The organism is Lacticaseibacillus kribbianus (assembly GCF_020180945.1).
In the GTDB taxonomy this organism is placed as follows: Bacteria; Bacillota; Bacilli; order Lactobacillales; family Lactobacillaceae; genus Lacticaseibacillus; species Lacticaseibacillus kribbianus.
The window spans coordinates 644,165-664,755 of the sequence record NZ_JAIPUL010000001.1 but is presented as its reverse complement, the minus strand read 5'-3'; the positions used below and the strand labels follow the sequence as shown (position 1 = coordinate 664,755).

The 20,591-nt window shown below is 63.6% G+C and carries 22 protein-coding genes; 2 read left to right on the top strand and 20 right to left on the bottom strand.

Going from position 1 to position 20,591, the window contains the following annotated elements; translation table 11 throughout:
- Positions 1–7 precede the first annotated feature (7 nt).
- From LE416_RS03135 to LE416_RS03080, 12 genes are all read right to left on the bottom strand, one after another.
- A complete protein-coding gene (locus LE416_RS03135) occupies positions 8–1,579 on the bottom strand; it encodes a HAMP domain-containing sensor histidine kinase (RefSeq protein WP_225047033.1) in 1,572 nt (523 codons plus the stop codon).
- The gene (locus LE416_RS03130; RefSeq protein ID WP_225047032.1) at positions 1,579–2,265 is read right to left on the bottom strand and encodes a response regulator transcription factor; all 687 of its coding nucleotides are present in this window, start codon (positions 2,263–2,265) and stop codon (positions 1,579–1,581) included. Before LE416_RS03130 ends, LE416_RS03135 begins: the two co-directional genes overlap by 1 nt.
- Before the next feature lie 527 nt (positions 2,266–2,792).
- Complete coding sequence (gndA, locus tag LE416_RS03125; protein ID WP_225047031.1) at positions 2,793–4,217, bottom strand: NADP-dependent phosphogluconate dehydrogenase; 1,425 nt, start codon at positions 4,215–4,217, stop codon at positions 2,793–2,795.
- Between the two features lie 91 nt (positions 4,218–4,308).
- On the bottom strand, positions 4,309–4,860 hold the full coding sequence (locus tag LE416_RS03120; protein WP_225047030.1) for a YceD family protein: 552 nt from the start codon (positions 4,858–4,860) through the stop codon (positions 4,309–4,311).
- Positions 4,853–6,016 carry a nucleotidyltransferase gene (locus LE416_RS03115; RefSeq protein WP_225047830.1) on the bottom strand — a complete coding sequence of 388 codons (1,164 nt, stop codon included), beginning with the start codon at positions 6,014–6,016 and terminating at the stop codon, positions 4,853–4,855. Before LE416_RS03115 ends, LE416_RS03120 begins: the two co-directional genes overlap by 8 nt.
- Positions 6,016–6,759 carry a class I SAM-dependent DNA methyltransferase gene (locus tag LE416_RS03110; protein ID WP_225047029.1) on the bottom strand — a complete coding sequence of 248 codons (744 nt, stop codon included), beginning with the start codon at positions 6,757–6,759 and terminating at the stop codon, positions 6,016–6,018. Before LE416_RS03110 ends, LE416_RS03115 begins: the two co-directional genes overlap by 1 nt.
- Complete coding sequence (rsfS, locus tag LE416_RS03105) at positions 6,756–7,115, bottom strand: ribosome silencing factor (protein ID WP_225047829.1); 360 nt, start codon at positions 7,113–7,115, stop codon at positions 6,756–6,758. Before rsfS ends, LE416_RS03110 begins: the two co-directional genes overlap by 4 nt.
- Before the next feature lie 16 nt (positions 7,116–7,131).
- On the bottom strand, positions 7,132–7,695 hold the full coding sequence (gene yqeK, locus LE416_RS03100) for a bis(5'-nucleosyl)-tetraphosphatase (symmetrical) YqeK (RefSeq protein ID WP_420844377.1): 564 nt from the start codon (positions 7,693–7,695) through the stop codon (positions 7,132–7,134).
- 31 nt (positions 7,696–7,726) lie between these two features.
- Complete coding sequence (locus tag LE416_RS03095; protein ID WP_225047027.1) at positions 7,727–8,386, bottom strand: nicotinate-nucleotide adenylyltransferase; 660 nt, start codon at positions 8,384–8,386, stop codon at positions 7,727–7,729.
- A gap of 2 nt (positions 8,387–8,388) precedes the next feature.
- Positions 8,389–8,700, bottom strand: a complete 312-nt coding sequence (locus LE416_RS03090; protein WP_225047026.1) for a YhbY family RNA-binding protein — start codon at positions 8,698–8,700, stop codon at positions 8,389–8,391.
- An 11-nt stretch (positions 8,701–8,711) separates the two neighbouring features.
- Positions 8,712–9,818, bottom strand: coding sequence for a ribosome biogenesis GTPase YqeH (yqeH, locus tag LE416_RS03085; RefSeq protein WP_225047025.1), 1,107 nt, complete (start codon positions 9,816–9,818; stop codon positions 8,712–8,714).
- Positions 9,805–10,326 (bottom strand): YqeG family HAD IIIA-type phosphatase, encoded by a 522-nt coding sequence (locus LE416_RS03080; RefSeq protein ID WP_225047024.1) that lies wholly within the window; start codon positions 10,324–10,326, stop codon positions 9,805–9,807. The genes yqeH and LE416_RS03080 overlap by 14 nt, the downstream gene beginning before the upstream one ends.
- A gap of 219 nt (positions 10,327–10,545) precedes the next feature.
- Here LE416_RS03080 and LE416_RS03075 point away from each other — a divergent pair, with 219 nt between their 5' ends.
- On the top strand, positions 10,546–11,484 hold the full coding sequence (locus LE416_RS03075; RefSeq protein ID WP_225047023.1) for an NADP-dependent oxidoreductase: 939 nt from the start codon (positions 10,546–10,548) through the stop codon (positions 11,482–11,484).
- Between the two features lie 62 nt (positions 11,485–11,546).
- Here LE416_RS03075 and LE416_RS03070 read toward each other — a convergent pair whose 3' ends face one another.
- The 5 genes from LE416_RS03070 to LE416_RS03050 all read right to left on the bottom strand — a co-directional run bounded on the left by LE416_RS03070 (position 11,547) and on the right by LE416_RS03050 (position 15,380).
- Positions 11,547–13,244 carry a M3 family oligoendopeptidase gene (locus LE416_RS03070; protein WP_225047022.1) on the bottom strand — a complete coding sequence of 566 codons (1,698 nt, stop codon included), beginning with the start codon at positions 13,242–13,244 and terminating at the stop codon, positions 11,547–11,549.
- 412 nt (positions 13,245–13,656) lie between these two features.
- Positions 13,657–14,013: a 50S ribosomal protein L20 gene (gene rplT, locus LE416_RS03065; protein WP_225047021.1), complete on the bottom strand. Its 357-nt coding sequence runs from the start codon at positions 14,011–14,013 to the stop codon at positions 13,657–13,659.
- Between the two features lie 54 nt (positions 14,014–14,067).
- Positions 14,068–14,268, bottom strand: coding sequence for a 50S ribosomal protein L35 (rpmI, locus tag LE416_RS03060; RefSeq protein WP_003565872.1), 201 nt, complete (start codon positions 14,266–14,268; stop codon positions 14,068–14,070).
- Positions 14,269–14,299: 31 nt separating this feature from the next.
- Positions 14,300–14,806: a translation initiation factor IF-3 gene (infC, locus tag LE416_RS03055; protein WP_225047020.1), complete on the bottom strand. Its 507-nt coding sequence runs from the start codon at positions 14,804–14,806 to the stop codon at positions 14,300–14,302.
- A gap of 205 nt (positions 14,807–15,011) precedes the next feature.
- Positions 15,012–15,380 (bottom strand): hypothetical protein, encoded by a 369-nt coding sequence (locus tag LE416_RS03050; RefSeq protein ID WP_225047019.1) that lies wholly within the window; start codon positions 15,378–15,380, stop codon positions 15,012–15,014.
- Between the two features lie 118 nt (positions 15,381–15,498).
- On the opposite strand from LE416_RS03050, the gene LE416_RS03045 reads away from it, so the two are divergent.
- On the top strand, positions 15,499–16,032 hold the full coding sequence (locus tag LE416_RS03045) for a histidine phosphatase family protein (RefSeq protein ID WP_225047018.1): 534 nt from the start codon (positions 15,499–15,501) through the stop codon (positions 16,030–16,032).
- A 76-nt stretch (positions 16,033–16,108) separates the two neighbouring features.
- Here the strand turns inward: LE416_RS03045 and thrS are convergent, their stop codons facing one another.
- The 3 genes from thrS to LE416_RS03030 all read right to left on the bottom strand — a co-directional run bounded on the left by thrS (position 16,109) and on the right by LE416_RS03030 (position 20,589).
- Entirely contained in the window at positions 16,109–17,968 is a 1,860-nt protein-coding gene (thrS, locus tag LE416_RS03040; RefSeq protein ID WP_225047017.1) for a threonine--tRNA ligase, read from the bottom strand.
- Between the two features lie 342 nt (positions 17,969–18,310).
- Entirely contained in the window at positions 18,311–19,228 is a 918-nt protein-coding gene (dnaI, locus tag LE416_RS03035) for a primosomal protein DnaI (RefSeq protein ID WP_225047016.1), read from the bottom strand.
- Positions 19,225–20,589, bottom strand: coding sequence for a replication initiation and membrane attachment family protein (locus LE416_RS03030; protein WP_225047015.1), 1,365 nt, complete (start codon positions 20,587–20,589; stop codon positions 19,225–19,227). The genes dnaI and LE416_RS03030 overlap by 4 nt, the downstream gene beginning before the upstream one ends.
- Positions 20,590–20,591: the final 2 nt, after the last annotated feature.

Here is a 20,591-nt window from a genome sequence, read left to right as displayed (position 1 = left end):
TGGCGACTTACAGCTGGCTGTGCAGCTGCGGTTGGTCGGCGGCGGCCTTGGCCGCCTCCTGGGCGCGCAGCTTTTCCGCAAGCTCCGGTGTGATCACCGGCAGGTCGATGCGAAAGCTCGAGCCGTGGCCCAGGGCGGAGTCAACGGAGATCTCGCCGTGGTAGCTCTCAACCAGCTGCTGCGCGATGGACAGGCCAAGCCCGTTGCCGCCTTTTTCCCGGCTGCGGGCCTTGTCGACGCGGTAAAAGCGGTTGAACACGCGCTCGCGGTCCTTGGGGCTGATGCCCTCGCCGAAGTCCTGCACCGCCACGGCGGCGCCGTCGCTGTTGTCTGCGGCGGAGACGTGAATCTCCTTGCGGTTGGTGGAGTACTTGACCGCATTGTCCAGCAGGATGATCAGCACCTGCTCTAGGTGGTTGCGGTACATGCGAATGTACGTCGCCCCGGCCAGGTCGTTGTCCAACGTGAACACGAAGTCGCTGTGAATCATGCGAAAATCGTTGACCACCTGCTCGATGATCTGATTGAGGTCGCACACCGCGTTGGGGAACTGCACGTCGACCTGGTCGGCCCGCGTCAGGTCCAGCATCTCCTGGATCAGGCTCTTCATGCGCGTGACCTCTTGGAGGCTTGCGGCAAGCGACTCGTCGAGCACCTCCGGGTCGTCCTTGCCCCAGCGGTTCAGCAGCTGGAGGTGACCCTCCAGAATCGCCACGGGGGTGCGCAGCTCGTGCGAGACGTCCTGGACGAACTCGCCCTGCTGATCGATGAAGCGCTGGATGCGATCGAGCATCTCGTTGAACTCGATGACCAGGTCGCCCAGCTCGTCGCGCCGCCGCAGCTGCGGAATGCGCACGCTGCTTTGCGGCTCCTCGTTGACCACGTCGATGGTCTTGGTGATCAGCTTAATCGGCTTGACGAAGTTGCGGGCAAGGAAAAAGCCGATGGCCAACGACACCAGCAGGGCCGCAGCGAACAGCGCCCCGATCAGCGTCCAGATCTGGCGCATGGTCGCGTAGAACGTGGTCATGCGATCCGTCACCTGCACGTAGCCGATGCGGTGGCCGGTCACTGTCGAGACGATCGGCGCACTGCCGATCATGCCCTGAAACTCGCTGTTTTTGGTCATGTCGATCTTGGTGGTATCCACCTCGATCAGCGGCTCATCGTGGTGGTGCGAGGAGAAGACAATCATGCCCTGCTCGTCGTACACCGCGACGCTGATGTCGGCGCGGGAAATTTTTTGAATCACGGAATCGGAGAAAATGCTGGTGCTGGCGCTGGTGCTCTTGGCGCCGTCGGAGGCCGGGGCGTAGGTGCTGTTGGTCCCGTTCACCCGCGGCTCCACCGTGGACACGGAGAGGTTCGAAGCGACTGGGGATAATCGCTGCTCGACCGCGCTTAGGGTGTCACTGACGCTGTTTTTCTCCTGCTCGACCAGAATCTGCCGCATCACGGTGACCAAAACCAGGGACAAGACCGTGAAGGTGACGAAGATTCCGGCTGCCACGATCGCCGTCCACTTGAAGCCAAGCGGCAGGCGGTGGCTGCGGGCGCGTTCGCCCTTGGGTGCGACCATTAGGAGCGCATGACGTAACCGGTTCCCCGCACGGTTTGAATGTAGCTCGGCTCACCCGGCCGGTCGATCTTGTTGCGAATGTAGCGGACGTACACGTCGACCACGTTGGTTTCCACGTCTGAGTGGTAGCCCCAGACCTTGGAAAGCAGCACGTCGCGGGCCAGAACCACGTTGATGTTCTCCATCAAAGTCAACAGCAACTCGTACTCGCGCTTGGTCAGCTCGATGATGTCGTCGCCGCGGCGGACCACCCGGTTCTCCTTTTCGATGGTCAGGTCGCGGTACGTGATCGTGGTCTGCTTGGCCGCGTTGTGCTCGCCCTCGATGCTGATGCGCCGAAGCAGCGCGCGCAGGCGGGCCAGCAGCTCCTCGATGGCGAACGGCTTGACGATGTAGTCGTCGGCGCCGTGGTCGAGGCCGGAGACGCGGTCAATCACGGAGTCACGAGCGGTCATCATGATGATCGGGGTGTTTTTGACCTGACGCACGCGGCGGCAAACCTCAAGCCCGTTGAGCTCCGGGAGCATCAGGTCGAGCAGAATGGCATCCCAATCCTCGTTCAGGGCCGCCTCCAGGCCGGTGCGGCCGTTGAAGTGCACGGCGGTTTCGTAACCTTCGTGCTTCAGCTCGAGCTCGACGAAGCGGGCGAGGTTTTTCTCATCTTCAATAATTAAAATTCGGCTCATCATTCTACTCCTTCACGGTTTCATCAGTTCACCGTGCCCCGCCGAGATTCTCTCATTATCGGGCGCGGTACGCGCGGGTTTTCTCATGCAACTTCTTGCCTGCCTAGTGTAACACAGTCGCCTTTTTTTGACTATCACACGAAGCTTTAACCAAGCAATTTTTTTGCGTAATGTGGGCACTTTGCCCATCTCTATCGGTCTATACCTATGACGATTAATTAACGTGTCTTGAGCCCAGTTTTATATTGGTCTATTCCAATGCTGTCGATGCCGCTTCCAGCCGCTGGCCAGTTCTACAGGCGTGAGGCTGCCGCGACATCGGCGGCAGCCTCCGGCGGCGCGGCATCGACGGCAGCCTCCGGCGGCGCGGCACACTGGCAAGACCAACGGTGCCGCGACAATCTGTACGCTCGTTTGGACCGATTGTTCGATGACCCGAGATGGCCCGGAATGCGAAAACGGCGTCTGCCAGCGCCGCCACATCGGGGCGAAACGCTGGCAGACGCCATTTGGCATCATCGAAACTGTTACTGCTCGTCGTACCACGGGAAGTGGAAGGTCCCCTCGCGGTCCGTGCGGTTGTAGGTGTGGGCGCCGAAGTAGTCGCGCTGCGCCTGGGTCAGGTTGGCCGGCAGCACCTCTGCGCGGTAGGAGTCGTAGTAGGCGATCGCCGCGGAGAAACCCGGAACCGGCACGCCGGCCTTTACGGCAAAGCCGACGAGGTCGCGGACGCTTTCCTGGTAGTTCTTGGCGATGGCCTTGAAGTAGTCATCCAACAGCAGGTTCTTCAACTCAGCGTCCTTGGTGTAGGCGTCGGTGATGTTTTGCAGGAACTTGGCGCGGATGATGCAGCCGGCACGCCAGATCTTGGCGATGGTGCCGTAGTCCAGGTTCCAGCCGAAGTGGTCGGAGGCCACGCGCATCTGTTCGAAGCCCTGGGCGTAACTCATCAGCTTGGAGAAGTACAGCGCCTTGCGGATCAGCTCGATTGCCTGCTTCTTGTCGTCAAAGGTGACGTTACCGACCGGCTGCGGCAGCACCTTGCTGGCCGCCACGCGCTCGTCTTTCATCGCGGAGATGTAGCGCGCGTAGACGGACTCGGTGATGACGCTCTGCGGCACGCCGAGCTCAAGCGCCGACTGGGAGCTCCACTTGCCGGTACCCTTGTTGCCGGCGGCGTCGAGAATCAAGTCGACGATCGGCTTGCCAGACCCCAAGTCGTCCTTTCGGGTCAGGATCTCGGCGGTGATGTCGATCAGGTAGGAGGACAGCTCGCCTTCACTCCATTCCTTGAAGGTGGCGGCGATTTCGTCGACCGACATGTGCAGCATGTTGCGCATCACGTTGTAAGACTCCGCGATCAGCTCCATGTCGCCGTACTCGATGCCGTTGTGGACCATCTTGACGTAGTGACCCGCGCCGTCGGGACCGATGTAGGTGACACAGGCCTCGCCGTCCTCGTCGGCCTTGGCCGCAATCTGGTTGAGAATCGGGGCGACCAGGTCGTAGGCCGCCTTTTGGCCACCCGGCATCAGGGATGGACCCTGCAAGGCGCCGAGCTCGCCGCCCGACACGCCCATGCCGATGAAGTTGATGCCGGACTTGTCCAGCTCGGCGTTGCGCCGGCGGGTGTCCTCAAAGAAGGTGTTGCCCCCGTCGATCAGCACGTCGCCCTTGTCGAGCAGCGGCAGCAGCTGGCCGATCACGGCGTCGGTGCCGGCGCCGGCCTTGACCATCATGATGATGCGGCGCGGCTTCTCGAGGCTGGCCACGAAGTCCTCAATCGTGTAGCTTGGCACCAGGTGCTTGTCCGCGTGCTCCGTGGCAACGGCCTCGGTCTTGCTGCCGGTCCGGTTGTAAATGGCGACGGTGTAGCCGCGGCTTTCGATGTTCAGGGCCAGGTTCTTGCCCATGACGGCCATGCCGATGACGCCAATCTGTGGTTTATCCATGTTTTGCCTCCTGCTAATTACGTGAATTTAAGTCAAATCCAGCGTTCCTGCTTTATCTTAGCAAATTCGGGCGGCAAATTAAAGGCAGGCGTCACTTATCGTCCCCGTCGTCTTCGGGGAAAAGCCCCTGAAGCTTCGCGAACGCGGGGTTGGGCTTCTCGTCCTGGTGGGTGGCTTCGTACTCGTCCTCCGAGACCACCGCCCAGTCGGTGCCGGTCGGCATCTCGCCGGTTTCGGCCTCGGCCGGGGTCAGCACCTGCATCGGAATCGCCAGCAGAATGTGGTCGGTGACCGCGGGCATCAAATCCAGCGCGTCGCCGTCCAGGTCGATCAGGAGCTGGCCGTCGTCGTACTTTTCACGGTCGGAATCCGCGGTGACGTAGACCTCGCTGAAGGTGAAGTCTAGGGGCCAGTCGACCGGCGTCAGGCTGCGCGTCGACGGAATCACGAGCTTGCCCTTCAGGCTGACGGTGGCGATGAAGTCGCCTTCCGAAAAGCGCACCTCCCCGCTCACCGCGACCGGGCTGACGCTCAGAATCTCGGGGTCGCGGGCCGTCAGCTCGTCCTCAAGGGCCAGCACCTCGCTGAAGGTCAGCGGAGCGCTGCGGTGTTTCATCAAATCTGCCAAAGACCACTTAAGCATGGTATCCTCCTTGGGCCGCCCCCCTGAGCGGGACGCGACCGTAATCTTGTGTCGTGTGCGTGAGCGTGCCGATCACCCGATCGGCGCGGTGCTCCGCGGCCATCAGCCCGCCCGGAGCCAGCATGTCGGCGGAGACCCGGGTGATCAGGGGCAGGCCCACCTGCTTTTTCACCTCGTGCAGGTACGCCTGCCCGGCCGGGGTGAAGCCCAGCACGTGCAGGTAGCGGTGGGCGCGCCCCGCCGCCACCAGGTCGTCCGTCAGGTTCAGCAGCGTGCAAAGCGCCAGGCGCCGCAACCTGGCATTGGTGTAGCGCTTGGACTTGACCCGCGCGAGAAAATCGGCGAAGTCCGCCGCCCCATCGATCTGCTGGGTGAAGCGGTACTCCAGCCCCTCGGCCATTGTGGTGACGCAGCGCAGCTCCGCCAGGTCGGCGGTTTGAAGCCGATGGCGCAGCAGTGGAAACAGCGGGGCCCAGCTCATCAGCGGGCCCGCCGCCAGCGCGGCCGCGGTGGCCGGTGGCACAAGGGCTGCCACCGGCTCGCCCGCGGCCACCGCCCGGCGCACCGCGCTGCCCGAGGCCGTGGCCCCGGCGGCCGCCGCGGCATCGTGGTCGGCGCCGCGGCGCTGAAACGGCAGCAGGGTCAGCGGCGCGTCGAGCGCGCGGCTGGCCTGCGCGTAGCTGAGCCCGAGCATCAGGTTCGGCGCGGTGGTGGTCACGCCCGCGACCGCCTCGAAGTAGCGGTTCAGCTGGGTGGCGTAGGTCTGGGTGAAGTCGCGAAAATGGGCGCTGTCCGGCGGCGCTGCGGCCAGCCGTTCGGCCAGCGCCGCGTAGTCCAAGTCGGGGTCCTCGGTGCCAAAGGCCAGGGCCGAGACCCCAAGCGCCGCCAGCAGCGCCACGCCGCCGGTCGCAAACTCGTCCGCGGCCTGCACGGCGTCGAACACCGGCAACTCCACCACCAGGTCGGCGCCGCTGGCCAGCGCGGCCTGGGCGCGGGCCCACTTGTCGACAATGGCCGGCTCCCCGCGTTGCACGAAGTTGCCGGCCATCACCACCACCACGACGTCGGCTGCGGCCTTGCGCCGCGCCTCGGCCAGGGCGTGCACGTGGCCGTTATGCAGCGGATTGAACTCCGCAATCATCCCGACCGCTTTCATCACGCTGCCCTTTTGCGCGCGTGAAAGAACCAGCGGGTGCTGGTCTCGGTGACCGGACCGCGCCCAAAGTCCGCCGTGGTGGACACCAGGTCGAAGCCGGCGGCGTCAAGCGCCGCCTCAAAGTCCGCCTGTGCGTACGTGCGCTCGTGGTGCGTCTCAATCATGGGGTGGTAGGCGTCGATCGCCTCGTCGTACACGAAGAAGGTCAGGTCGTGCTCCACGGCGTGCGGCACCTCCCCCTCGTAGCTGCTCCAGAGGAAGGCGTAATCCTCCGTCTGGTAGTTGTACATGTAGCCGGGGAAAACGGTGTCCATCTGGTACAGCGAGTGGGCGTCGAACATGAAGTCGCCGCCGGCCGGCAGGACCGAGGCGACCTGGCGGAACACGTTGGTCACCGCCTCGAGGTCTTTCATGTAGCAGATGGAGTCGTCGAAGCAGGTCACAAGGTCGTAGGTCGGCATGTCAGACAGATCCTGCATATCGCCGAGGATCAGCGGTACCTCGACCCCCGCCGCGGTGAGCTTCTGCTCTGCCAGGGCCAGCATCTCCCCGGACAGGTCGAAGTCGGTCACTTGAAAGCCTGCGGCCACCAAAAGCAGCGCGAGGCTGCCGGACCCGCCGGCAAGCTCCAGCACCTGCTGGTGGCGCGGCGCAACGCGCGCGGTCACGTAGTCGCGCCACTGCGCGTAGAGGGTGTCGTCCATCAGGGTGTCGTAGACTTGGGCGAATGTGCTGTAGATCATGCCTCGCTCAGCCACGCCGTCAGATCGACCAACGGCGCCTGGGTCCAAAGCTTCTCCAGGTTGTAGAAGGCGCGGGCTTCCGGCACGAAGACGTCGACCACGACGTCGCCGAAGTCCATCAGAATCCAGTTGCTGTCCTTTTTGCCCTCGATGCGCACGGCCGGGCCGCCGGCTTCGGCGACCTTGTCCTCGATGGCATCGACGATCGCCTGCACCTGGCGCACGGTGCCGCCGTTCATCAGCAGGAAGTAGTCGGCCAGCAGGCTGACTTCCTTCATGTCCAGCGCCACGATGTCGGTGGCGCGCTTATCGTCCGCGGCGCGAACCGCGATTTCCAGTAATTCTTCGGCTTTCAGGGTAATCCCTCCTTTATTAGGCACGCGTCGTCACGAACGCGTTGTAGGTCAACAGGGTCTTGGGGTACACCACTTTGCGGTTGGCGATCAGGTACGTCAGCGTGTTCTCAAGCTCGATGCGCGTGGCCTCGGTCATGTCGGTCTTGGCCGCCTCCCGCGCTTTTTGCTCGATGGCAAGCGCGCGGTCCGGCTCGATGAAGTCCGCGACGAAAATGATCTCGTCCAAAAGCGTCATCTCGGGGTCCCCCGTGGTGTGGCGGGCGATGGCCTGCAGCACCAGCTTGTCGGTGATGCCGACCTCGGTCTCGATGAACCAAGTGCCGACGATGCCGTGCCAGACGCCGCGGTTGTAGTTCAACAGGTCGGGGTCAAAGCCGTTGCGCACGATGGTCTCTTGGTAGGTGCTGACGGGCACCTCTTTGGCGTAGTCGTGCAACAGCCCGGCCAGCCCCGCGCGGTCGACGTCGGCGTCGAAGCGCTTGGCCAAGGCCCGCGCGGTTTGCTCGACGCGCAGGCAGTGCTCGTAGCGCGGCGTGTCCAGCCGGTTTTGCAGGTGATTGAGGATCTCCGCGCGGCTCATGCCGTGCGTCAGGCTGCTTGGGTACGTGATATCAGTCAAGGTAAAGTCCTTTCTCCGCGATGTACTCGCGAACGCCATCCGGGACGAGGTAGCGGATGCTGGCACCGGTGCGGATGCGCTCGCGCAGGTCCGTCGAGCTGATCTCGATCACCGGGGCATCGACCCAGACGATCGGGTACGGGCTGGCCGGCACGAAGCCGCGGCGCCGCACCCCAACGAAGGTCACCAGCTTCGCCAGCGCGTCCACCTCCCGCCACTTGGGCAGGTAGTTGACCATGTCTGCGCCGATGATGAAAAAGTAGTCCGTGTCCGGGTGCAGCTTCTTGAGCGCCCGCATCGTGTCGATGGTGTAGCTGACGCCGCCGCGACGAATCTCGGTCAGCTCCAGGCCAAAGCGCGGATTCCCCGCGATGGCGCGCTGAAGCATCGCCACGCGGTCCGCCGCGTCGATCGCCTGCTTGGCGTCGACGTGCGGCGGCTGGTTGTCCGGCATGAACAGGACCTGATTCAGGCCCAGCTGGCTGCCGACCGCCTCGGCCATGATCAGGTGGCCGTTGTGCACCGGGTTGAAGGTGCCGCCGAACAGGCCGACCTGCTTTCTGCGCGGGCCCAGAATCTGGACGCTTTCCGCCTCCGTGATCACCGGCTGCGTCAGGGTCTGCGAAGCGAACACTTGCTCACGCCCTGCCATCGTTACAGCTTCTTGAGCTCGGCGGACAGCTTACGGTCCGCCTCCTGCTCAGCCTCGCGGAACACGACCAGGCTGTGGCCGATCACCTGCGCGACCTCAAGCCCGGGAATCTTGGCGCTGAGGTACGCGCCGGTCTGCGCGGCTGTGGCCTCTGCGGTCGGAAGCAGGCTGATTTTGATCAGCTCGCGGGTGTTCAGGGCATCCTTGACGCCGGCGACGAAGGTGTCGCTCAGGCCGTTTTTGCCCAGGTTGATCAGCGGGCGCTGGGTCATGGCCAGGCTCCGCAGGTAACGTTTTTGCTTTCCAGTTAACATGTTGGTCTCCTTTAGATCAGCGCCTTGCGCATCAGAACATCAACGCCTTGCGGGGCGTAGCCGGCGACGGTCTGGCCGGCCGGCACCACCACCCAGCCCAGCCCGGCAAACACGAGGTCGGACTTCTCCTTGGCCGTGAACTCAAAGCGCGCAAGCGGCGGGAAGTCGGCGCCCGGCCGCGGCGGGGTCAACAGCCCGCCCTTGTGCTTGGCGTAAAAGGCGTCGGCGTTCTCGAGCTTCGTGCGGTGCAAAAGCAGCTGGTTGTCACAGTAGAACGTGAAGCCGGACTTCTTGCCGCGCAAGAAATCGAAGCGCGCCAGGCCCGCCAGGAAAACGGTCTGGCCCGGGTTCAGCTGAAAGACGGTCGGGCGAATCGGCTTGGTCGGGGCCACCAGGTTCAGGTCGCGCGGATCGATCACGTGCGCCATCTGGTTGCGGTGAATGATCCCCGGGGTGTCGATCAAAAAGTGCCCGTCATCCAGCGGAATCTGGATGCGGTCCAGCGTGGTGCCCGGGAACTTGGACGTGGTGATCAGGTCGCGCACGCCGGTCAGCTGGCTGATGATGCGGTTGATCAACGTCGACTTGCCGGTGTTGGTCACGCCGACCACGTAGACGTCGCGGCCCGCCCGCTCCTTTTCGATCACCTCGAGCAGGTCGTCGACGGCGGTGCCCTTCTTCGCGCTGGCGAGGATGGTGCGCACCGGGCGCAGGCCCTGGGCGTGCGCGGCCTGGGTCAGCCAGGTGGTCACGCGCCGCGGGTTGATGGACTTGGGTAGCACGTCGGCCTTGTTGCCGACCAGCACCACCGGATTGTCGCCGACGAAGCGGTGCAGGCCAGGGATGACGCTGCCGTTGAAGTCGAAGATGTCGACCACGTTGACGATCAGCGCTTCGCTTTGACCCAGCGTGTTCAACAGGCGCAGAAAGTCGTCGTCGGTCAGCTCAACGTCGGCCACCTCGTTGTAGTGGCGCAGGCGAAAGCAGCGCTGGCAGTACAGGTCCGCCTCGGGATCCGCCTTGGCGAGCGTGGCCGCCGGCAGGTACCCGGCCTTGGTTGGGTCAACGGTTTGCAGCTTGGCGCCGCAGCCGATACAGAACAGTTCAGTGTTTGTCATTCAGTTCCTCCAGGTAGTGCACAGGGCTCATCATCTTGAACAGCAGCCGCTCGAAGAAGCGGTTGATGCGCGTGTTCCACTGGTCCGACGCGACGAGCGGCCGCACCAAAATGGTGCGCACGCCGGCCGCGTTGCCGGCCCAGACGTCGGTCAACAGCTGATCGCCGACCATCACGCACGCCGTTTTGGCCACGCCCAGGTGGCGCACCGCCCGGTTGATGCCGACCGGCAGCGGCTTGAGCGCGCGGGGTTCAAACGGCAGGTCCAGCCGGGCCAAGGCGCGGGCGATGCGTTCGCGGTTGTTGTTGGACACAACCATCACGGTGATGTCCGCGGCCTTCATCTCGGCCAGCCACGCCCGCAGCTCCGGGGTACCGTCCGGGTTATTCCAGGCAATCAGGGTGTTGTCAAGGTCGGTCAGGATCACCTGAATCCCTTGTCGCTTCAGGCTTGCGGGGGTCAGGCGGTAGATGGCCTCGACCGCCCAGGTTGGGGTTAATGCAGCCACGCAGGCGCCTCCTTCAAAGTTGTCATATCCCCTCATTATAGCACCCGTCACGCCCAAGTTATACCCGTCGGTGGGCGAAGTTCCGCGCGGCCCCGCCACGCAGGCGGTCGCGCGGGGCGCCGAGGCAGATTTCTTGCGTTCCCAAAAGGCCTCGGTATACTGAAGTTAAGCACCCGTTGTTGAATGTGTGCGGCATGCGCCGCCCAAGGAGGATGACAGATGATTCGGTTTGGTTTTGATCAGTTCGGCGCCCCAGACGTCTTTCGCATCGTGAACGCGCAGGCGCCTGTGCCCAAGCCCGGCCAGGTGCAGATCTCGGTGCTCGGCTTTGGCCTCAACCCTTACGACGCCAGCCTCCGCCGCGGCGAGCAGGCCGAGTCGCGGCCGCTGCCGATGCCGATTGTTCCCGGCGTCGAGCTGGTCGGTGAGGTGACGGCGCTTGGGGACGGCGTCGCGGACTACGCGCTGGGCGAGCGGGTGTTCAACTACCGGTCGTTGGGCGCGTACAGCGAGATGGTGACCGCAAGCACCGGCAAAATCGCCCGCGTGCCGGCCGGCATGCCGCTTGAGGTCGCCGCCGGGCTGAGCCAGGCCGGCATCGCCGCCTACTCGCTGCTGAAGGCGCTGAACCTAAGGCCCGGCCAGACGCTGGCTGTGGTCGGGGCCTCCGGTGCCGTCGGCGCGCTGACGGTCCAGCTGGCCAAGGCCGCCGGGCTGCGCGTCATCGCAGTGGCCGGCGCCGCCAATCGCCCCTACCTGCAGGCCATGGGCGCGGACGTCGCGGCCGCCTACGACGACGGCGCGGACTGGCAGTCTGACCAAAACACCGCGGACGCCGCGGTGAACGCGGTCCGAGACGGCGCCGACCGCGGCGTGGCGCTGGCCCTGGTCAAGCCGACCGGAACACTGGTCACCACCGCCTTTGCTAAGGTCCCGACGCACCCCAAGCCGCAGGTCACGCGGCTTCAGCTCGGCGCGCACGGGCTGGTGCGCGCCGAGGAGGCCTTCCCCGCCCTGCTGGCGCTGGCGGCGGCCGGCACGCTCAACCTGCGCATCGCCCGCGCCTTCCCGTTCTCCCTCGCCGGGGTCCAGGCCGGCCACATCGCGCTGGAGCAGCACCACGCGGCCGGCAAGCTGGTCATCATGAAGGGCGTCTGAATGCCCGCTCCCAGACAAAAATAAAATCACGGCCGCAAGCGACCGTGATTTTTTAGTGCTGATTATAACGACGCGTCATCCACCGCGTCCAGCGCCTGCTGGATGGCGGCGAGCAGTTCGTCCAAGGCGCCGGGCGCAAACGGCGAGCGCAGGTGACCCGTGGCCAGCAATTCGAGCAGTGTCTGGCTGCCGCCGGCCTTGGCCATCGTCTCGTAATCGGTCCAAGCCTTGGGATCGTGGTCCACGTTGAATCGCTTCCAGAACTGGTACGCCACGACCTGGGCGATCGTGTAGTCGATGTAGTAGAACGGCGACTCGAAGATGTGACCCTGGCGCATCCAGTAGATGCCCCGCTCGAGGTCCGGGTTCTCGGCGTAGTCCTTGTCCGGGTTGTAGAGTTTTTCCAGCCGGCGCCACTCGGCCTTGCGCTCGGCCGGCGTCCAGTCGGGGTGCGTGTAAACCTGGTGCTGGTAGAGGTCGACCAGGATGCCGTACGGCAGGAACTCGAGTGCGGCCTGCAGGTGGGCGTACTTGTACTTGGCCGTCTGCTTGCCGAAGAAGTGCGACATCCACGGGTAGGCGATGAACTCCATGCTCATGGAGAAAATCTCCGCGGCCTCGAAGGTCGGGAACACGCAGTCCCCCGGGCGAATCCACTTGGCCAGGTAGGTCTGGAAGGCGTGCCCCGCCTCGTGGGTCAGCACGTCGACGTCGCCCGAGGTGCCGTTGAAGTTCGCGAAGATGAACGGGGAGCGAATGGCCGGAATGTACTCCGCGTAGCCGCCCGACGCCTTGCCCGGCTTGGCCAGCAGGTCCAGCAGGTGATCTGAGATCATGTGGTCGAAAAAGTCCCCCGCCTCGGGCGACATCTCGTGGTACATCTGCTGCGCCGCGGCGACCAATTCCTCTGCAGTGCCCTCCGGCGTCGCGTTGCCGGACTTGAACTGCACCCCGAGGTCGTAGTAGGCCAGGTGGTCAAGCCCCAGGCGCTTGGCCTGCTTGGCACGCTGCTTGAGCACCAGCGGCACGACCTTGGTCTGCACCTCGTGGCGGTAGGTCGCCACCATCTCCTCGTCGTAGTCGAAGCGGTCCATGAACACGTAGCTCATCTCGGAGAAGTCCTTGAATCCGAGCTTCTGTGCTATCGCCGTCCGGGTGTGCACCATGTCGTCGTAGAGCTTGTCGAACTCGGCCTCGTGAGCGGCGAAAAAGCCCCAGTAAGCCTCATTGGCGCCCTTGCGCACCGCGCGGTCCGCGTCGTCGCGCAGCGGGCCGAGTTGGGCGAGCGTGTAGGTCTGGCCGTTGAAGTCAACCTGCGCGCTTGCAATCAGGTTGGTGTAAGCGGAGGCCAGCGCGTTGGCCTTTTGCTGAAGCGCGATCACCTCAGGCTTGTTGGTCTGCAGCAGGTTCTTGGCCTTCAGGAAGTACGGCTTCGGGTAAAGGGTGCCGAGTGCCTCCTTGAACGGGCTGTCCAGCACCGCCTTGAGGTAGGCGGTCTGCGCCTCATCCGCCTGCGGGCCGAAGTCGTTCCAGAACTCATCCTCGGCGGCGTAAAACGCGTCGCGCGTGTCAATGGTGTGGCGAATCTGCGCGATCATCCCCATCGATTCCGTGTCGTTGATCAGGTCGGTGATGCGAGACGCCACGGCGACGGCCGCGTCAGCATCCTTGGCCGCCGCGAGCTCGTGCGCCCCGGCCGCGATCGCGGCCAGGTACGTCGCCGAATTCGGGCGCTTGTAGGTCACTTGTGTAAAGTCCATTGTCATCCTCCTCGGGCACCGGTTGGGCGCCGCATTGCCGGGCGACGGTCGCTGCGGCGCCGTCACCGGCGCCACACGCGGTCTGCCGCCACGCGTTAGTCCCATTATCACCCAACGCTCACCGCTTTGCCACCGGATTTCTGTGTACAGTAAAAACCGACCCGTCCTGCATAAACGTCCCGCTTCCCCCTGGTTTCGTCGGGCTACTCGGCCTGCTAAGTTCGCCCCGTTTCGCCCTGGTTTCGTCGGGCTACTCGGGGCATCGCAGGCGCGGCTAGCTACGCCATGGTGCTCGGGCCAAAGTACGGCCCAATCCCCTTGGCTAGGCTACCCGTCCTGCTAAGTTCGCCCCGCTCGCCCTGGTAAACAAAACCCCCACCGGACAAGTCCGGTGGGGGTTGCACTAGTTGGATTAAGCCAAAGCCTTCTTGGCAGCGTCTGCAAGGGCCGTGAAGCCTGCAGGATCTGCGATGGCGATGTCGGCCAGCATCTTGCGGTTCATGTCGATGTTAGCGACCTTCAAGCCGTGCATCAGCTTGCTGTAGGAAATGTCGTTCAGGCGCGCTGCGGCGTTGATCCGCGCGATCCACAGGGAGCGGAAGTTGCGCTTCTTAGCGCGACGGTCGCGGAATGCGTAGCGGTAGGATACCATGACCTGAGCATTGGCTGCCTTGAACAGCAGGTGCTTGGCCCCACGGTAGCCCTTGGCGAGCTTTAAGACCTTCTTACGACGTTTGCGAGTAACGGTTCCACCTTTAACACGTGGCATTAGAAATTCCTCCTCTAATAATTAAGCGAACTGAGTAATGTGCGCGGCGCGCAATTACTTCATCTGGCTGAGCATCTGGCGGATCCGCTTCATATCGGAGTGGGATACCAATGCTGACTTGCGCAACTGACGGCGTTGCTTCTTGGTCTTACCGTGGAAACGGTGGCTGGTGTAGGCGTGACCCCGCTTCAGAGCACCACTAGCGGTCTTCTTGAAGCGCTTGGCAGATGCACGGTGTGTCTTGAATTTTGGCATGACGATAATTCCTCCTAGTGACTTAGTCTGACTATTTCTTGTCAGCTTTTGGTGCGAGCATCATGAACATGCTCCGTCCGTCCATCTTCGGGCGGGCTTCAACAGTAGCCAATTCCTCAACGGCCTTGGCCATCTGTTCCAGAACCTTTTGTCCGAGGTCTTTGTGGGTGATCGCACGACCGCGGAAGCGGACGGTCACCTTGACCTTGTCCCCTTTTTCAAGGAACTTGGACGCGTTTTTCAACCGGGTGTTGAAGTCTGCCTCGCCGATGGTCGGGCTCAGGCGGATCTCCTTGATGCTGATGGTTTTCTGCTTCTTACGCGCCTCACGCTGCTTTTTTTGCAGCTCGAAGCGAAACTTCCCGTAATCCATGATCCGGGCAACTGGCGGCTTGGCCGTCGGCGATACCAGGACCAGGTCCAGGCTAACCGATTGCGCAAGCTCGAGTGCCTTGTGCGTACTCTTGACCCCGAGTTGTTCACCAGTCTGGGAAATCAGTCGAACTTCGCGGGAACGAATCCCGTCGTTGACCATCATATCTCTTGCTATGGCAGTTCACCTCCGAAAATATTTTGTGACAAAACAAGGACGCCGAAGAGCCCACTGTGAGCCCCGCCGCGTCGTTAAATACCGATCATATCAACCCAGCGGCCAGAGGCATAGGTGAGAAGCGGGAACTTCTGCTTGTTTTCTCAACGTTATCTAGTATACGGAATCGCAGGTCGGGTGTCAAATGAAAGTTTCATTCGTCGTCCGACTGCGACTGGTGCAGCGAGTCCAGCCACTGCCGCCGCTTCAGAATCAGGTTGGCCAGCCACGTCACCGCCGCGATGCCAACGCTGCCGAACACCGCAACCCCGTGCGGTTCAAAGGCGATCAGTGCAAACCACCAGCTCGCGATGCCGTACACGGCCCAAAGCGCCAGGGCCATCACCAAAAGCCAGATCAGGATGAACCCCCGCCCGTTGTGGGCCAACAGGCGCATCATCCGCCGGTCGCGCCGCCCGGGCAGGGTCGCGAGCAGCAGCACGCTGCCGGTCAACAGCCCCATCGCAATCAGCTCGGTCACCCCAAAAAGCAGGAACCACGAGCCCCAAAGTTGCAGGATCACCCTACCGCCTCCATTTCTAGGAGACAGCTTAGCACGCCGGCGTTGCCGGTGCAAGCAGCGCCGCCCGCTTGCATCCGCTTCCCCAAGGCGGTACACTGGCCAAAAACAGGAGGCCACCATGCAGATTGACTTGATTCGCCACTCCGAACCCGACTACGGCCAGGTCCGGGCCGCCGACTACTTCGGCTTCGGGCTGGATTTCAGCCAGCTCACCCCGCGCGGCGTTGCCATCGCCCAGGCCGCGGCGCGTGACCCCCGGCTTCAAGGCGTGGAACTGCTGCTCAGCTCCCCTTACACCCGGGCCCTGCAGACGGCGCTTGAGCTGACCCGCCACACCACGATTCCCGTGCAGGTGGAACTCGGGCTGCACGAGTGGCGCCCCGACATGACGGGCACCAGGCTTCGCACCGCCGCTCAGGCCGACGAAGCGCACGCGGCCTTTTTGGCGCACCACGGCCAAGCCACCCCCGACAGCCCCTGGGACTACGAAACCGCCGCGCAGGTGCGCGCCCGGGCCGCCGCGGTGTTCGACCGCTACGCCGACCAGGGCTTCCACCACATCGCCTGCGTCACCCACGGGGTGGTGATGCGCCAGTTCCACCCGCAGGCCAAGATCGGCTACTGCGAGTTCATCACGATCGACTGGCGCTAGCGGCCGGCGGTCTCGCACCACCTGGAGGCAGCAAAAAAGCGTTTCGCAACGGACTGCGAAACGCTTTTTGATTGCACTAGTCGGCGAGCTTGGCGCCTTCGCCGCGCTTGTGCTTGCCGTCCCGGGAGAAGTTCTTGACTTCCGCCTGAACGGACTCGAGGAACATGTTGGCCGGCATCTCCTCGGAGTCGCTTTGGCCGTACTTGCGAACGGACACGCTGGCCGCGTTCACCTCGTCATCCCCCACCACGATGGTGTACGGAATCTTGTTGGTCTGGGCCTCACGAATTTTGTAGCCCATCTTCTCGTTGCGGGCATCGAGCTCCGGACGAAGACCGGCTGCAAGCAGCGAAGTCTTCAGGTTCTTGGCGTAGTCCAGCTGCTTGTCGGAAACCGGGATGATCGCAATCTGGGTCGGGGCCAGCCAGGTTGGGAAGGCACCCTTGTAGATTTCGGTCAGGTAGGCGATGAAGCGTTCCATGGTGCCGACGATGCCGCGGTGGATCATGACCGGGCGGTGCTCCTGGTTGTCGTTGCCGACGTAGGTCAGGCCGAAGCGCTCAGGCAGCATGAAGTCCAGCTGAATGGTGGACATGGTCTCGTCGTTGCCAAGCGCGGTCTTGGTCTGGATGTCAAGCTTCGGGCCGTAGAAGGCAGCCTCGCCTTCGGCCTCGTAGTAGTCAAGGCCCAGGTCGTCCATGGCGGCCTTCAGCATGCTCTGGCTGCGGGTCCACATCTCCTCGTCGTCGAAGTACTTCTCGGTGTTCTTCGGGTCGCGGTAGGACAGGCGGAAGGTGTAGTCGTTGATGTTGAAGTCCTCGTAGACGTTCATGATCAGGCGCAGGATCTTCTTGAATTCCTCTTGAACCTGGTCGAGGGCAACGAAGGTGTGGCCGTCGTTCAGGGTCATTTCACGCACGCGCTGCAGGCCGGACAGGGCGCCGGACTTCTCGTAGCGGTGCATCATGCCCAGTTCGGCGATGCGCAGCGGCAGTTCCTTGTAGGAGCGGATGTGGTGCTTGTAGACCTGGATGTGGCTCGGGCAGTTCATCGGCCGCAGCTCAAGCATTTCGCCGTCGCCCATGTCCATCGGCGGGAACATGTCTTCGCGGTAGTGCTCCCAGTGGCCGGACGTCTTGTAAAGATCCAGGTTGGCCAGCACCGGGGTGTAGACGTGCTCGTAGCCATCGGCGAGTTCCTTGTCGATGATGTAGCGCTCGATCACGCGGCGAATCGTCGCGCCGTTGGGCATCCAGTAAGGCAGGCCCGCACCGACCTTGGGATCGACGAAGAACAGGTCCAGGTCGCGGCCGATGTTGCGGTGGTCGCGCTCCTTGGCCTCCTGGCGACGCTTGGCGTCGTCTTCAAGCTCCGCCGCCTTGTAGTAGGCCGTCGCGTAGATCCGCTGCAGCATCGGGTTGGAGGACTTGCCCTCCCAGTAGGCGCCGGCGACGCTCAGCAGGGAGAAGTGCTTCAGGTCCTTGAGGCTTGGCAGAAGGGCCGAGAGCTCGAAGTCAAAGAAGTCACCGAGCTTGAAGCCGTCAATCTGGTCGCCGTCAATCTTGGCCAGCAGCTGAAGCTTGAACGGCTCGTTGGCAAAGTACGCTTCGGCCTCGCTGCGGCTCAGGCTGGCCGCCTTAATCTCTGGGTTGGCCTTGACGATCTCGGCCATTTTGGCGGCGATGGCCGGCAGCTCGTCGATCGTCAGCTGACGGTCGTCGCGGTCGGTATCGTAGAAGAAGCCGTCCTCCTGCGCCGCGCCCTTGCCCAGGCGGGTCTCGGGGTGCAGGGCCTTGATGGCGGCGGCCAGGACGAAGGCCCCGGTCTGGCGCAGCACGGCCAGGGACGTGGAGATGGACTTGGCGACGTCAAGGACGGTGGCGCCGGCCTCGAAAGGCTTGACGCTGTTATCTGGGAATGTGATGCTGATCGACATAGAAATCTCTCCTTTTGGTAGTGAAAGCAGGGGCGGAAAAGAAAACGCCCCGGACGTCAATTATGACATCCGGGACGCTAAACACGCGGTTCCACCCGACTTGAAAGCACTGCTTTCCTCTCGATTGGCGCATAACGACGCGACCCGGCCTCAGCGAGGCACTCTCGGAAAGTGGTGCGGATCAGGTCCTGCTCGACTTTCAGCCACGGTCGAGGCTCTCTGGTGAAACATGGTCCTTATTGCTTTCGTCTTCGATACCTAGATTAAAGCACGTTCCGGCAGGCGGCGCAAGCCCCGCCGGTGAAAAAGTTTGAAAACCAGCGACAGGTGTTCGCCTACCGCCTACCCGTTGCGCCGATCGCGGCCGCCGACCACGACCTCGGTCGCCAAAAAGCGAATGCGCTCCATGATCCGCTGGGCCTTGAGCCCCTCGTTGTTGCCGACCTCGACGCCGGCCAGAAAGTCGGTGAGCTCGCGCATCGTTTTGTTGGACGTGAACAAGGTCGGCAGCTCCTCTTGCATCCGGTACTGCAAGATGATGCCCAGCACATCGTCGCGGATCCAGGGACTGAGGCTTTCGGCGCCGATGTCGTCGATCATCAAAACCGGCGCCTTCTTGATGGCGGTGAGCTTGGGCATCACCGTTTTGTCGCCGATGGCCGCCTTCATCTCGACGGTGAAGGTCGGCCAGTGCACCAGCGTGGAGGCGATGCCCTGGTTGGCCAGGTCGTTGGCGATCGCCCCCATCAGGAAGGTCTTGCCGACGCCGAAGGGCCCGGTCAAGTACAGGCCCTTGTGGAAGGCTTGCGGCGCCTTGGCCAGCTCGGTGGTGAAGGTCAGCGCCTGAACCAGCGCATCGCCGCGGTTGGTCGGGTCGTAGTCGGCCAGGTGCGCCGAAGCGATCGCCTTGGGCATGTTCAAGGACGTCACCAAGGCCTTTTGGGAGGCCATGGCGTCTTGCGCCTGCTTGGCCGCCGTCGGCTCGTAGGTGATGTCAATCAGGCGGTTGGACACCACCAGGCGCGGCGTGTAGCCCGCCTGCTGCATCGGCGTCTCAAGCTTGCCGTCGCGGGCGGAAACGTACTCGTAGATCTTGGCGGCCCCACGGTTGACGGCGTCGGGCGCCAGGGCATCGGCGTTGGCCTGCAGGAAGTCCTGCACCGCCGGGTCGGCGACGGCGGTTTGCACCATCTCCGCGTAGGCGCGGTTGAGGCGGCGCTTGTCCATCAGCTGGGCCAGCTCATCTTTCATGGGTTTCATTCGCTGCTTCCTCCCTGTTCCTCAAGCTGCCGAAGCGCCGCGAGCCTGGCGGCAATCTCCGCCTGCTGCGTGCTCGACACGGTCTGCTCCTTGGGTTGGTAGTCGTCCTTGGTCCACGCCGGCATCTTCTCCTGGCGCGCGGGCCGAGTGCCACCGCGCCGAGCGGGCTGGCGGGTCTTGCGCGCCGCGAAGGCCTTGATCTCGGCCAGGGCGCTTTGGGGCGTGGTCACCCCGGCCTTGAGCCAGCGGTTGACGATGGCGTCGAGGTAGGCCTGGTTCACCGAGTCGTTGGTCTGCAGGATGTAGTCGACCAGCACGTTGATGGTCGCATCCGGCAGCACGTGGCGCTGCACCAGCTTGCGCAGGGCGGCCACCTCGTTGGGTGCGGCGTACATGTTCGGGTTTTTGGCCTTCTTGGTTTCCTCCAGAAAGTCACGCACGGAGCGCTGCGCCGCGCGCGCCACTAGGGCCTGCTCCGCGGCATCGAGGTCGCTGGCCGCGGGGGCGGCGGCCGGCGCGGTCGCCGGGGCACCGGCGGGCACCAGGTGGGGGGCGCCGCGCTTGGTGTACTGCTGCTCGGCGAAGCGGCGCACCTGGGCGAGGTCCAGGACCCCGGTGGCAAAATCGCTGGCCTGCTCGATCAGCCGGGCCAAATCCGTCGGCGCCAGCCCGTAGAACTGGGCAATCTGGTAGAGCCCCGCCTGGTTGCGGTTCAGCTCACCTTCCTTCAGGTTGCTGCGCCGCAGCAGCTGGGCAACCAGCGCCCAGTCGTAGCCCCCGCCGTTGCCAAGCGTCACCTCAGGCGTCGGCTTCTCCGCCACCTGGGCGTTGGCCGTGGTGACCGCGGCCGGCGGCGCCACACGCGTCAGGGCGAACACGTCCAAAAGCTTGGCAGACACATTCTGCCACTTTGCGCTGTGCACGGTGTGCAGGGCGTAGCGGGCGACCAGCTCGTTGTAGCGCACGGCCCCGACCCGGTCGTACAGCAGCATGCCGAGCGTCGGGTCGGCGAAAAAGTCCGCGGGGGCCACCGGCCGGTAGAGCTCGTAGGCCCAAAAGCGCCCGCCGTCATCGGCCTGCGTGTAAGTCTGAAGCAGCCCGAGCGCCTCCAGCCGCACCCGCGCGTCGTAAAGCGCGTCCAGGCTGATGCCGAGCAGGTCGAGCAGCTCGGTCTGCTTGCGCCGCCTCATCTCGGTCGGGCCATCAAGCGTCTGCCACAGGCTGAGGTACAGCCCCAGTGCCGCGGGGCCGATCAGTGGCTGGTACAGGCACACCGCGACGTCGCGGTCGAGGTCTGAGTAGTGTGTGGCCCGGGTGACGATGTAGTCGTCTTGAGCCATGAAGTTAGTGGGCCGATCCATCC